We start from the raw sequence: 13378 nt of genomic DNA, 5'->3' as shown, positions 1-13378 counted from the left end.
TTACAGAGTGAAAATATGCTAAGACGCAAGCAACAAACAAACCAACCTATGAACTTTTCCCAGAAGTCAGGGGGCAAAAGTCCCACACCCACAAAAACCAACCCAACACAAAATCTCAACACCGGGGGGCTGCGGACATTACTCCTCGCCGCCGGGATAGCATCTCTGTGCGCTAGCTGTCAAAATCCTCCAGCACCCACCGCCACAACTACCGGAACCAGTCCCGCAGCCACTCCCGTCGCAGTCAGCAGCCCAGGAGATCCAAATACCGTCAAAATAGTCTCCATGCTGCCCATGACGGGTAGCGCATTGGGTCAATCTCAAACAATGGTCAACGGCATCAAACAAGCACTTGCCGAAACCGACTCCAAAGCTTGCGACGGCAAAATCAAAATCGAATACGAAGTGCTCGACGATGCCACCGCCGCCGCCGGCAAATGGGACCCGGGTCAAGTAACCTCCAACTCGAACAAAGCCGTTGCTGACGGTTCGGTAGTTGCCGCCATCGGTCACTATAACTCCGGTGCAGCCAAACTTTCCATTCCCGTGCTCAACCAAGCTAACATCGTCATGATCAGTCCGGCTAACACTTATCCGGGACTGACTAAACCAGGAAAAGGCGAAGCCAAAGAACCCAACGTTTATTATCCCGCAGGCACTCGCAATTTCACCCGCGTTGTCCCCGCTGACGACCTTCAAGGTGCTGTAGCTGGCAACTGGGCAAAATCTTTAGGCGTGCAAAAAGTCTACATTCTCGACGACCAAGAACTCTACGGCAAAGGCATCGCTGATGTTTTTGAAGCTACTTCTAAAAAGTTGGGAATTCAAGTCCTCGGAAGAGAGGGAATTGATATTAAAGCTAGCGACTACAAGGCGTTAATGAATAAGATCAAAGCTTTAAATCCAGACCTGATTTACTTCGGCGGCACTACTCAGAGCAACGCCGGACAAATAATTAAAGACATCAGAAATGTCGGGATGACGGCTGATACAGTCAAGTTCATGGGGCCGGACGGCATTAAAGATCAAGCTTTAATCGATGCCGGAGGCAAAGATGCCGAAGGAGTTTATGCTACTTTTGGCGGTTTGCCTCCTCAAGAATTGACTGGTGTGGGTGCGAAGTGGTACGAAAGTTACAAGGCAAAATATAATGCTGAACCGGAAGCTTATGCAGCATACGCCTATGAAGCTGCTAAAGTTGCGATCGGCGCAATTAATAAAGTTTGCAAAAATGACCGCGCTGCTATCCGCGAAGCTGTCTTGGCAACTAAAGACTTTAACGGGGTACTCGGCACTTGGAGTTTTGACACCAACGGCGACACGAGCTTGACTACAATGTCAGGAAATGTTGTTAAAGGCGGTAAGTGGGAGTTCGTGAATGCGCTCAAGACGGAATAATTAATCAGAAGGAAGAGGGAAGTTCGGCAACGGATTTTATAACGGATGTAATGGATATCGGGAAGAAGGAAGAAGGAAGAAGGGATAATAAAAAGTTATGCCTTTTTCCTTCTCCCTCCAATGTCCCATGCCCGATGCCCAATTCCCAATTCCCAATTCTCAATTCCCAATTCTCAATTCCCAATTCCCAGTTCCCAATTCCCAATTACTCAAAAACATGAAAAACTGGAAAAGTATTCTCTTATATCTAGGTGTAGTTTATATAGTTTTGCTATTAGGCCCGATCGCAGGATTTGATTTGCCGAAAATTTTAGGAGAAATAGCCAGCAGTCCTGAAGTTTTGATTCAACAATTGTTAGTGGGTTTGGTCAACGGGGCGCTGATTGCAATTATTGCTTTGGGTTACACGATGGTTTACGGCATTATTGAGTTAATCAATTTTGCTCACGGCGATTTGTATATGTTGGGTGCTTTTGCTTCCCTAACAGTGTTCGGTGCTTTTGGCATTCAAGACGGCGCGCCTTTAGGTATTGCTATACCGGTGATGTTAGTCGGTTTAATTGTATGTTCGGTGTTTTGTGCTGGACTGAATATTGTTGTCGAAAAGTACGCTTATCGACCTTTGCGAAATGCCCCCCGTTTGGCTCCTTTAATTTCAGCGATTGGAGTTTCTTTTATTTTCCAAAATATGGGGTTATTTTGGGGAGGATTGAAAGCTTTTATTCCGGTGATGGGTTCTAATTCGGCGGCTCCGAAAAGTTTTCCCGATTTGTTGCCGCGAGTTGATATTCTCAAGTTTTTGGGAATTCAAACGAGTATTGTATTTACTACGAAAGATTTAATTGTGTTGGTGGTGGCTGTGGTATTGATGGTTTTGCTTCATCTGTTTGTCCAGTACACTCGTCTGGGAAAGGCGATGCGGGCAACGGCTCAAAGCCGCGATGCTGCTAAAATTATGGGGATTAATGTAGATCAGATTATTGCTCTGACTTTTTTGATTGGTGGAGCTTTGGCGGGTTCGGCTGGAATTCTGGTTGGTCTGTACAACAATACTATTGTTTTTACGATGGGGTTTACGGCTGGTTTGAGGGCTTTTACGGCGGCGGTTTTGGGGGGTATTGGCAATATTGTCGGGGCGATGTTGGGGGGGGTTTTGATTGGGTTGCTGTCGTCTTTGAGCGATCAGTATTTGTCGAGCCGCTGGACTAATGCTTGGGTGTTTGGGGTTTTGGTGGTGATTTTGGCTTTTCGGCCAGGGGGTTTGTTGGGTGAGAATGTTCAGGAGAAGGTTTGAAATTTCGGGGTTTAAATAATCGCAAGAGATACTTATCGGGACTTAAACAAAAAATACGAGCTAAATGAGTTATAATGCTTGCTCTGCAAGCATTTAACGTTAAAGTAATGAGCAATGAAAAAGACCATCCCCGCTGCGAGGCCCCCCTGCTTTGATAAATGGTTTCAAAGATTTGACGATATCTTTGGTCATCAAGCTCAAAAACGGGAGTTTAGGAACTATTTAAGCGGATTATTGGGAGATCGGGAGCGAAAAAACCTCTCGCAGATGGCGACAAACGCCGTCGGAGTAATTTACCACAAATTACACCATTGTTTTAACAGCCGCGCCCTGACGGGGTTGTCAACCCGTCATAAATTTGATATTATTGATAGCCATTACTTACAGTTGTGCTGTGATTCAAGGTCAAAAAATCAAGACAATGGGAATTCAAAAATATGTGGGTAGGTTAACTGAATAGGGGCGCTCGATACGTCGCCATAGTAGTTTCTGGATTGGGTTATCTGGTCAATGTTGGGCCGAGCGTTGCGGAGGGAGTTGGCATGGAATGCAAGTCAAGACATTATTATTACGCTCATTCATCGGAATTAGGCGCAATAAACTACGATTTTTTCAGAGGGGTATGAGGGCTATGTCCTTGATTCTATCAATGTTTTGACTCTTGTTGTCACCCCCTCGGGGGTAATGCTTGTATCACAGTTTAAATGCACAACAGCTTATATGGATTGTCCAGTGACCCACTCACTCATGCCATCTCAACAATCTACTCCCGACAAAGAAGACCCCAAAGTCTCATGGTTCTAGCGCTTGGTTGTTTTAAGTTTGGGAGGAATTCGATAAATAACCCAGTTGGGTGTTTCTTGATAGAGTTCCAATGTTTTTTGAATGTACGCAACCAATTTAGAGTTATCTTTTGCTATTTGATTATTGTCATATTTAACAATTCCCATCCAATCTGCTCCCTGGATAATCAAGTCTTTCAAGAGTACAATTAAAGTATCATCTTTTATTTTATCTTCCCAACCAACCCTATTTTTTCCAATGCTGCCTTGATACCTCTGAGGAGGAAAAACCCAGCCACGTCGTTGACTATAATAGATAGCGACCGGATCGCCACCTCCACGATTAGCTATGGTAACAACAAGGTCACTTGGTTGAGTTATTTGCTGCAAAGCTATTCCTAATTCGTAGCCATCTTTTGCCCAAGGATAATAGCAAGATTTATTTAACTGTTTATAACCAATTCCAGAAATGATTAGTAGTATTGCCGTTATGAGTGCTAATGCTGAAGATGAACCTCCGACTCGCTTGGCGAATGAAGCAAGTGCTATCAAACCATTTCCTGCTAGAGCGGCGGCGGCTGGGTTGACAATATTTAAGTTAGAGGGATTTGCGACAAGCTGTTGAGCGCCAATGAAGTAATAAATGGCAAAAGCAAGTATCCACCAATGAAACATCGCTGGTACTGGTACAGCTACATGACTTGACTGATCCTCAGATTCCAGGGTAGGAAGTTTATAATGAGGAGGAAGGAACAAACCAATAGCAACAAGGATCATGATGGGAAATGTCCAAAGCCAGTTATAAATATGATTATATAGTTTAGGAAAAAAATATTTTTGTTGCCACCATTCACGTAACTGACTATCCCAAAGCCAGTTCCCGCTGCCAGCAAAGTGGTAAGGCGGATAGGTGAGAGCAAGATGCCTCGCCCACAAATAATAGGCAATTACTGGCAGGAGGATGGAAATAGCAGCTACTCCAATGACTATTAGCTTTTTCGGGCGCAGTAATCCTCGATGAGCCAGGACAAAAAATATTGTATAGAGCATCGGAATGCCAATGATTAAACCTGGTAGTTTGGTTAAAAAGCCCCAAATTGCAAAGAGGGTGGCAAGTAATAAATAGTACCAGCGGTCAGTTTGTAGGTAAGCAATCAGCATCCAGAAACTTGTGACAACCAATGCAACCATTGCCGGGTCGGGAAGGAAAGACCGATCCAGATATATATTTCCTGGAAAAATTGCGAGAATTGCGGCACTCATAAGAGCGCGATCCCGATCCCAAATACGCGAAACTAACTGATAGAAGGCAAATATTCCCCACAAGCTAAACAGGACAACGACGCTGCGTCCCACCCAATCATGCTGTCCCAATAAAGTATAGAGAAGGGCTGTAATATAAGTAACTGTTTGAAATTCCCGTCCATTATAGCTAGGCCCTGGCCCATCCCAACTAACTTCAGGGTAGAAGATATTCCAATTTCTGCGATAGAAATTTTCTGCCATCATGGCTGTGCTTGACTGCCGCCAACTAAAGCTATCAATAAATGGCTGATTGATATTAATCAATCGCAAAATAGCTGCCACTACAAGAATTGATATCAGGAGATAAGTGGTGTTCCTATAAATTGGAATTTTCATCTTGCTCTGATGATATAAAAAATATTTGACCTGTAAAACTACGCAGTAAGCTAGTGGAACCTAGACAAGGGCAGCGCTAGCTAACTAACTTTACACCTGGGCATATCTCTTGGTCAAGTGGAGTACGCTAATTAGCAAAGAGGGGGAGCCTTCACAGCCTGCTCCCCCAAAAGGTTGCAGGTTATCTCCTGCGTAATTCTTGTTTTAATTGTCTGATATCGAGTTGTGCTTGAAAATTCCTATTTATGACGACAAAAGAGAAATAGGAAGAATCAACAGTTTTATCATATATCTGAAAAATTCTCCCCAAGCGATCGCAGTTATAGAAAACCGGCGTTGCTGAAATGATCTCCGAGTGAGGGAGTGAAAGAGCAAGAAAATAATGAACATTAAATAAAAATACAAGGAATGTCTTGAATGCCTGTCAAGTCATGTCAATAAAATTTGGAATAAAATAGCTAAACCTAATTAGATTTATGTTGACTATTTCAGGAAATTTATAGACTGCCTCAATCGCGGGGTTATGCACAAAAAGTTAAACGTGAATGTCTTTCAATGTATGTAAACTGCATGGAATTAGCGGGCAATTGAGAGGATGAAAAAATTATATCACACCCGCATTCTCAATTGGGCAAAACAAGTAAGATAATTACTCCCTGATGCTTACGAAGCAGACACAATTCCCCGGGTCGCAGAACTTGATGAAGTAGAAATATTTATTTTCCTATAAAATAAGATTTGGCTAGGGACAGCGGTAAATGATTTTCCGCCAGGGATTTTAGGATTGGCGCTGGGCGAGCGAATGTGGCTCAGATTATTGCTCTGACTTTTTTGATTGGGGGAGCTTTGGCGGGTTCGACTGGGATTCTGGTTGGTCTGTACAACAGTACAACAATACTATTGTTTTTACGAGGGGTTTACGGCGGGTTTGAGGGCTTTTACGGCAGCGGTTTTGGTGGGGATTGGCAATATTGTGGAGGCGATGTTAGGAGGGGTTTTGATTGGGTTGCTTTCGTCTTTGAGCGATCAGTATTTTTCGAGCCGTTGGACTAATGCTTGGGTGTTAGGGGTTTTGGTGGTGATTTTGGATTTTCGGTCAGGGGGTTTGTTGGGCGAGAAGGTTTCAAAGTGCAGGGTGGAAATAATGGCAAAAGATACTGATCATAATAATATAAGAACTGCCTTATAAAAGGATGGGTAGATAATTAAACTCGATTGCTACTTCCCTTCTAATCTTTCATAGATAACATCGGTACGCATGGCATACTTGGTACCAGTTCTGACTGTACATCCTTCGTGCGTGAGTTTGTGTTGGAAAATCACGGTCATACCAGTTTTGGGGACTACGGTATGTTCGAGTTGTTCGGTGAAGCGAGTTTCTCCCCCCTCGAAATCAGCGTTGAGGTACACGAGAACGCTGTGAAGAGTCACCTGAGAATCACTTGGACAATACCAATGATCCATGTGAGGCGCAAATCGCTGACCCGATCGATAGCGATACATCCTCAGACGTTCGTTCAAGCCCACTAGAACAAAGTTACCATGCGCGAGGGAATGTGGGGACGAAGCCTCCGAAACAAATCTGCCGAAATTTCCGGGTCGTCCCTAATGACGCGATCCTGGTCGCGGAACATCGGATTATTTGTCGCGATCGCCGGTGCAGATGCTTCAATCAGAGAAATCAGGCGATCGCACTCCTTGGAACTATAAACGTTTTCTACGACCCACAGGAAGCATTCGGACTCGAATCGAAACGGTACGTCAGTATGAATATTCATGGCTGCTGGATATGTAGTTTTTCGTCAACATGATTCGATCGCGATCGGCGACGAATAATAAATCAAGCGCGAGATCGTTTTACGTTTTAGTTTTACGTTTTAAATATTCCCTGGTTTGAGCCAGCCAAAAACTTCGCCTAAAGTCAACTGCATTTCCGGCATAAAATTGGGCATCGGAAGTATATCTGTTGGTTCTTGCAATGAAATCGGCTGCTGCCTTGCGGGATAGGCTAAAATGTTTTTTTCATCCGGATCGACCAACCAACCCATCTGACAACCGGCATTCAAACAGTACAAAATATTGTTTGTAACTTTGGTTTGGCTTTGGGATGGAGACAAAATTTCTATTGTCCAGTCTGGGTGAGCATTAAATGTATTGGCAATTTCGCCGTCAGCGTCTAGGGGAATGCGATTCCAAACAAAAATGGCGACATCGGGAACAATAGAACGTCCGCCAAATGTGCAGCGAAGTTCTGGTAGAGCTAGGGCAATTTGCGGTTTCTCTGCGATGTCGTTGGCGACTGTTACGAGTCTGCCTTGTAGTTTGCTGTGTTTTCCTTGCGGCATAGGTTTTTGGACGATCGCACCTTTGATGTATTCGCTAGCGGGTTTGGTTTCTGGGAGTTGCAAAAACTCGTCGAGGGTGATAGTTTTTTGAGGTGCTTGTACCATATAGCGATCGCCCGTTTGAAGTGTGTTGCGGTAACAGTTCCAGTATATTTGAAGTTTCGTCACTTTTGGTGCAATAATCGAACTCAAAAGACTCTAAACTGTAGCTAGCCCGATCGAGCGTTTCCACGATAAGCAGTCGCTCACATTCATTGAGGCAGAATTTGGCACGGCCCGCGTCAGTCGCATCTATAACTGCGATTCCTAGCATTCTTTCATCTAACTACTGACTAATGACTAATAACTTCTTCCTATGTCAAAAAAAATAATTAAAGCAATTAAATCGAGCGGTATTTTAGGGGCGATCGGCTCTTTGACTGTTCTGTTATTCGGCGGTTGGAGTGGCACGGTGATCGGCTGGCTGATGGGTACGGCGGCGGGCTTTATGAGCTGTCAGGAGCCAAAGGTTTACAGCCCGAAAATGGGTGCGACTATCGGCAGTATAGCGGGATTGGGATTGGGAGTTTGGCTGTTAGTTGCGAGTGTGGTAGAAGGGGTTTTGATTAGACCTTTTTCTGGGCAATCGGCTGTGGCTTTGCCGACTACGCTGCTGTACGGGATTTGCAGTTTGACGATCGCAATTCTAACAGCTACGTTAATGGGTGCTTTGCAGGGTTTGCAGGGGGAACGCCAGCGGCTGGCAACTCTGGTGACATTAGCTTTTATTCTAATTCTGTTTCCCTTTATCGACATTCAAGCTCAAACTGGCTGGATTGCTACTGTAGTACAGATTCAAATCTTTATTATGCTGGCGCTGGGTTTGAATATTACGGTGGGTTTTGCGGGTTTGTTGGATTTAGGATATGCGGCATTTTTTGCGATCGGCGCATACACGACAGCTTTACTATCTTCTGGGCAGTTAAATATTGCTTGGAACTTTTGGGTGGTACTGCCGATCGCCGCTGGTGTAGCTGCGATCGCGGGCGTAATTCTGGGTATTCCCACACTGCGGCTCAAGGGCGATTATTTGGCGATCGTTACCCTCGGTTTTGGCGAAATTATCCCGGTTGTCTTTAGGAATTTAACGGCGATTCGGATTGACGAACCAGTCTCGAAGATTGTTGCTTCCCTGTTGGGGAAACCCGAGTTGGTCCTTTGTCTGGTTGGGTGCGATCGACCTTTTAACCTCACCGGTGGCGAAGCGGGAATAAACCCGATCGGGCGTCCATCTCTCCCCATCGTCGGCACTTTCAGCACCGGCAACTACTTTCCCTGGTACTACCTAATTTTGCTGCTAGTTGTCTTCGCTTACTTCATGATTTCGCGGCTGCGAGATTCCCGCTTGGGGAGGGCGTGGAATGCCATGCGCGAAGATGAATTAGCGGCTAGTGCGATGGGGATTAACCTGGTCAAAACCAAACTTTCGGCTTTTGCGATGGGAGCGACGTTTTCGGGCTTTGCAGGCGCATTTTACGCCGCCTATATCAGCGCGATTTTTCCCAGCGTTTTCGATTTCTCGGTGTCGGTAATCATCCTGTGTATGGTGATTTTAGGCGGTTTGGGCAATATGACGGGGGTGATTTTGGGCGCTATCATTATCATGTCTGCCGATCGGCTTTATCTGCCACAATTAGCGCAAGTCCTCAAGGGTTTCCTGAATACTTTTGTACTCCCCAGGATTGCAATTCCCCAGTTACAAGACTTTCTGGCAACCAGTTTAGACCCGATTCAAATGCGCTTATTTCTATTCGGCCTAACTCTTGTTGTCATGATGATCGTGCGGCCGGAGGGGCTGATTCCTGATAAGATTCACCAAGCTGAACTGCATTCTGATGCTGAAGCGAGCAATGAGTCTTTAGCAGATGCGAGAAGTCAATAAATAAGTAAGGACAAAAAAAACATAGTATTTTGTAGGTGGGTTTAGCTAAAAATATAGGGTGCCATGCCAGGAACTTTATGAGTGTAAAACCCCCCTCGTCATCTAATGTTTATTTGTAACCAACTACTTAGTAAGGGTGAAAGATTAGCCATGAAGAATGTAACTGGTACTGCTTTTATCGTTGCGGAATTTAGAGCAGAAGAGAACGAAGAGGCAATTCCTCTTTACACTGATAATGTAGTAAAAATCTGGCTGAATGAGGAAACAAAAAAAATAGCTAGCCAGATAGCTCAAAACTCTCCCGCCGCTAAAGAAATGGTTAAGTTGAGGACTAAATATTTTGATGATGTTTTGTCAAACCAAATTTTAGGAGGTTGCAAGCAAGTAGTTATTTTAGGTTCTGGTTTGGATACTCGCGCTGCTAGAATTAATGGAGAAAAAGTCACTTATTTTGAAATAGACGACCGCGCGACTCTTCAATTAAAAGAAGAAACTCTCAAAGCTAACAAAGTTACTGCCAATGTTCGCTACCTTCCCGGGGATTACGTAAAAGACGGTTTAATCTCTTTGCTGAAACAGAGTGAATTTGATTTCGCTCGACCGACATATTTCTTGTGGGAAGGCAACACTACCTTGCTTGACAAAAAAGATGTAATATTTGTATTAGAACAAATTCGCGACAATGTTCATAATTTCCGATTGTCCTTTGATTATATGTCGGAAAAGGTGATTTTGAGAACCACGGGCTACCAAGATCTCAATGATTACATAGATAAATACGAAAGTATGTATGTACCGTGGATTACTGGGTTTGAAAATATTGCCACTTTGGCTGACGAACTCAATCTCAAAGTTATTGAAAACTTTTCGACTGCAGATTTACACGCACAGTATCGCCCCAGCCGTTCGCTAGAATCTAATCTTTTTAAGTTCTATTTTGTCTGTACGTTAGAGAATATGTCCTAAAATATCCCAAATTGATTCGCGTGCGTGAAAGCTCGCGATCATCCCGCTCGCACTACTCTAAAATATTAGGAAACACAACAAAAATGTCATTATTAGAAGCACAGCAACTTACAATGCGGTTCGGGGGTTTGACTGCCGTCAACCAGGTTAGTTTAACTTTGGAAAAAGGCTCAATCGCCAGTTTAATTGGCCCTAACGGTGCCGGAAAAACAACATTTTTTAATATGCTTACGGGCATCTATAAACCGAGTGCAGGTCAGTTGCTCTTGGAACAGAAGAATATAACGGGTTTACCGCCCGATCGCCTGACAACTTTCGGCATTGCTAGAACTTTTCAAAATATCCGCTTGTTTAACAACATGACTGTGCTGGATAATGTTTTAGTAGGTAGACACTGCCGATTAAAAACAGGTTTGTTGGGCGCAATCCTCCGCACTCCGGCTGTGATTTTGGAGGAACGGGAAGCTAAGAAAAAAGCCTTGAGTATGCTGGATTTTGTCGGTTTAGGTGCTTCTAAAGCGCCGGAGTTGGCAAAAAATCTTTCCTACGGCGACCAGCGGAGATTGGAAATTGCGAGGGCTTTGGCTTCCGATCCGAAAGTGTTGCTTTTGGACGAACCGACGGCAGGGATGAACCCGAACGAAACGGCTGATTTAACTCGCTTTATTTACCGGATTCGCGATGAGTTGGATTTGAGTATTTTGCTGATTGAACATGATATGAAGGTGGTTATGGGAATTAGCGATCGCGTCAGTGTTATGGAGTACGGTACTAAAATTGCTGAGGGATCTCCTGCCGAAGTTCGCGCCGATCCTCGTGTGATTGAGGCCTATTTGGGAAAAGAAGAAGATGGACATGGATAATCGGTATTGTATGCCGACAGATAAGTGAGTGCGCAGTGCGAACTATACGAAAAAATGATAGAATCTCCGGCAAATTAACCGCAATAAAATTAGGGGCGGGTTTGACAAAAAATCTGTCATTCCTATCGATAATATTTATCAACCCGCCCCGGACAACAGCATTTTATAACGAGCAATTCAACGGAAAAGATATGAGGTGCACAATGTGCACCTTACGAATTAATTTTCAGGAATTTTCCTAAACTTTTGATTTGAATTGAGACAATTTATTATTGAGTTTCCGCCCCCTGATAAACAATCCTAAAAATATTGCAGTACCTAATACTGCGCTCGGTTCGGGAACTGCTTCTGCTTCTGCCTCTGCGATATTATTCTTAATTTCTACTAACCTTAAGCTAGTGGCGCTGCCGAATGTCCGCGAATACACCCCAGAAGTATACAGGAGGCTTGTTGCTGCACTTCCTTGAGCCATTAAATTAAAATTAATGGCTGTGGGATTAAAGCTGTTGCTGGCAAACCCATTCAAATAAAAGCCACTAGAAGAGTCTAAACCGCTGGCAATTTGAAAAGAGTCTAACAGAATGTTAGTAACAGTGTTAATCAACCAGAAAGATATACTGCCATTCGCGCTGGCGCGTTCGGATTGGCGGTTGTCAACTGATGTTAAAAGATATAAAAATGTCTGGAAATTGAAGGAAAAAGTTTCTTCGGCATCAATGTCGAAGTCACCGAGAACTGCTGCTTGACTTTGGGCTAAACCGGAATAGTTATTGCCGTCACCTTGCACTTTATTTTGCGAGAGATTTGCAGCCAGCAATTCGTGACAGTTAGATAGAAAAACTGCATCAGCAGTTGCCTCGCTAATAACTGAACCGTTCTTAGCTATTGTCTGAGTGTAAATGTTAGTAGATGTACCTCTATCAGTCGGTATGTGACTGAAGTTGTCAATGGTTACTGCTGCTGCAGAACCTGCGATTATTGCAGCACTGCTAGGGCTAATGCCTACAGTCAAGCCGGTTACTAAAGGAGTTGCTAATAAAAATGCGATCGCTCCGGTACTGTGATTTAATTTCATGGTAAATGTCATGAAATTTGAAAATTTTTAAATGCTTTTATTGGTAAATTGTAGCGGTTGGTTGCGCTTACCTATTAATACTACCTATTTACTTAGAGATTTTTGTAAAGCTACTGTCAAGAAAGCTTGTGTTTAAGTAAAAATTATGTAAAGTTGGTCGCCACAGCTACTAAAAATACATTCTATGGGAGCTAGGGCTGGTGTTGATCTAAGTAAAATTACTGCTTACTCTAAAAAAGGTTAACTTTAAATAAATGCAATAAATATTTATAATTAGCCGGGATAATATAATAAAGCACAAAGCAGAAAGAGTAATTATGTTGGAAATTAAAGACATTCACACCTACTACGGAAATATCCACGCTCTCAAAGGAGTATCGCTAACAGTCTCGCAGGGAGAAGTTGTGACATTAATCGGCAGCAACGGGGCAGGGAAAACAACAACTCTCCGCACGATTCAAGGACTGCTGCGCCCGCGCCAAGGCACTGTATTATTTGAGGGAAAGCCTTTAGAAACACTATCTACAGAGGCGATCGTCCGTTTGGGGATTTCTCAAAGTCCGGAAGGGAGGCTAATTTTTCCGCGAATGACGGTGCAAGAAAACCTAGAGATGGGTGCTTATCTCCGCAACGATACTCTCGGTATCAAGTCCGATATGGAAAAAGCATTAAATTTATTTCCCCGTTTGCGAGAAAGAATTAATCAAAAAGGGGGAACTCTCAGCGGCGGCGAACAGCAAATGTTGGCGATCGCCCGGGCTTTGATGTCGCGGCCCCGCTTGTTATTATTGGACGAGCCGAGTATGGGATTGGCACCGATGTTAGTCAGTCAAATTTTTGCGATCGTCCGCGATATTAATGCTGAAGGAACAACTATTTTACTGGTGGAGCAAAACGCCCGCATGGCTTTAAGTGTAGCCCACCGCGGCTATGTCATCCAAACAGGTCAGGTTGTAGTCGCCGGTACTGCTAGCGATTTGCAGTCAAATGAAACTGTTCGCAAAGCGTATTTAGGCGAAAGTTAAATATGGGCATGGGGCATGGGGCATGGGGCATGGGGCATGGGGCATTGGTTATTGAAACTGACAAATAA

The 13378-nt window shown here is 43.9% G+C and carries 12 protein-coding genes and 1 pseudogene; 8 read left to right on the top strand and 5 right to left on the bottom strand.

Annotated elements, in window-relative coordinates; all coding sequences use genetic code 11:
• Positions 1–48 precede the first annotated feature (48 nt).
• The 3 genes and pseudogenes from QUA13_RS11460 to QUA13_RS11450 form a co-directional block, all read left to right on the top strand.
• Positions 49–1398 carry a branched-chain amino acid ABC transporter substrate-binding protein gene (locus QUA13_RS11460; protein ID WP_333190147.1) on the top strand — a complete coding sequence of 450 codons (1350 nt, stop codon included), beginning with the start codon at positions 49–51 and terminating at the stop codon, positions 1396–1398.
• Positions 1399–1495: 97 nt separating this feature from the next.
• Positions 1496–2692, top strand: a complete 1197-nt coding sequence (locus QUA13_RS11455; protein ID WP_333198460.1) for a branched-chain amino acid ABC transporter permease — start codon at positions 1496–1498, stop codon at positions 2690–2692.
• 114 nt (positions 2693–2806) lie between these two features.
• A pseudogene (locus tag QUA13_RS11450) lies at positions 2807–3004 on the top strand (IS701 family transposase); the annotation flags it as partial.
• Between the two features lie 488 nt (positions 3005–3492).
• Here QUA13_RS11450 and QUA13_RS11445 read toward each other — a convergent pair.
• A complete protein-coding gene (locus tag QUA13_RS11445; protein WP_333198458.1) occupies positions 3493–5115 on the bottom strand; it encodes a glycosyltransferase family 39 protein in 1623 nt (540 codons plus the stop codon).
• A gap of 871 nt (positions 5116–5986) precedes the next feature.
• Between QUA13_RS11445 and QUA13_RS11440 the strand changes: the two genes are divergently transcribed.
• Positions 5987–6304, top strand: a complete 318-nt coding sequence (locus QUA13_RS11440; RefSeq protein WP_333198456.1) for an ABC transporter permease subunit — start codon at positions 5987–5989, stop codon at positions 6302–6304.
• Between the two features lie 29 nt (positions 6305–6333).
• On the opposite strand, the gene QUA13_RS11435 is transcribed toward QUA13_RS11440, so the two are convergent.
• The 3 genes from QUA13_RS11435 to QUA13_RS11425 all read right to left on the bottom strand — a co-directional run bounded on the left by QUA13_RS11435 (position 6334) and on the right by QUA13_RS11425 (position 7565).
• Positions 6334–6642 carry a 2OG-Fe(II) oxygenase gene (locus QUA13_RS11435; RefSeq protein ID WP_333198454.1) on the bottom strand — a complete coding sequence of 103 codons (309 nt, stop codon included), beginning with the start codon at positions 6640–6642 and terminating at the stop codon, positions 6334–6336.
• Positions 6642–6893, bottom strand: a complete 252-nt coding sequence (locus tag QUA13_RS11430) for a hypothetical protein (protein WP_333198452.1) — start codon at positions 6891–6893, stop codon at positions 6642–6644. The genes QUA13_RS11435 and QUA13_RS11430 overlap by 1 nt, the downstream gene beginning before the upstream one ends.
• A gap of 99 nt (positions 6894–6992) precedes the next feature.
• Complete coding sequence (locus QUA13_RS11425) at positions 6993–7565, bottom strand: Uma2 family endonuclease (protein ID WP_333198511.1); 573 nt, start codon at positions 7563–7565, stop codon at positions 6993–6995.
• A 250-nt stretch (positions 7566–7815) separates the two neighbouring features.
• On the opposite strand from QUA13_RS11425, the gene QUA13_RS11420 reads away from it, so the two are divergent.
• The 3 genes from QUA13_RS11420 (at position 7816) to QUA13_RS11410 (ending at position 11210) form a co-directional block, all read left to right on the top strand.
• Positions 7816–9381 (top strand): ABC transporter permease subunit, encoded by a 1566-nt coding sequence (locus tag QUA13_RS11420; RefSeq protein WP_333198450.1) that lies wholly within the window; start codon positions 7816–7818, stop codon positions 9379–9381.
• Between the two features lie 105 nt (positions 9382–9486).
• Positions 9487–10347: a class I SAM-dependent methyltransferase gene (locus QUA13_RS11415; protein ID WP_333198448.1), complete on the top strand. Its 861-nt coding sequence runs from the start codon at positions 9487–9489 to the stop codon at positions 10345–10347.
• An 83-nt stretch (positions 10348–10430) separates the two neighbouring features.
• A complete protein-coding gene (locus QUA13_RS11410; RefSeq protein WP_333198446.1) occupies positions 10431–11210 on the top strand; it encodes an ABC transporter ATP-binding protein in 780 nt (259 codons plus the stop codon).
• Between the two features lie 238 nt (positions 11211–11448).
• Here the strand turns inward: QUA13_RS11410 and QUA13_RS11405 are convergent, their stop codons facing one another.
• A complete protein-coding gene (locus QUA13_RS11405; protein WP_333198444.1) occupies positions 11449–12297 on the bottom strand; it encodes a PEP-CTERM sorting domain-containing protein in 849 nt (282 codons plus the stop codon).
• A 305-nt stretch (positions 12298–12602) separates the two neighbouring features.
• Here QUA13_RS11405 and QUA13_RS11400 point away from each other — a divergent pair, with 305 nt between their 5' ends.
• Complete coding sequence (locus tag QUA13_RS11400) at positions 12603–13310, top strand: ABC transporter ATP-binding protein (protein WP_333198442.1); 708 nt, start codon at positions 12603–12605, stop codon at positions 13308–13310.
• Positions 13311–13378: the final 68 nt, after the last annotated feature.

Origin of the sequence: Microcoleus sp. S28C3 (assembly GCF_036700785.1) — a bacterium.
Classification (GTDB): domain Bacteria; phylum Cyanobacteriota; class Cyanobacteriia; order Cyanobacteriales; family Microcoleaceae; genus Microcoleus; species Microcoleus asticus.
This window is presented reverse-complemented; position numbering and strand designations above follow the sequence as displayed.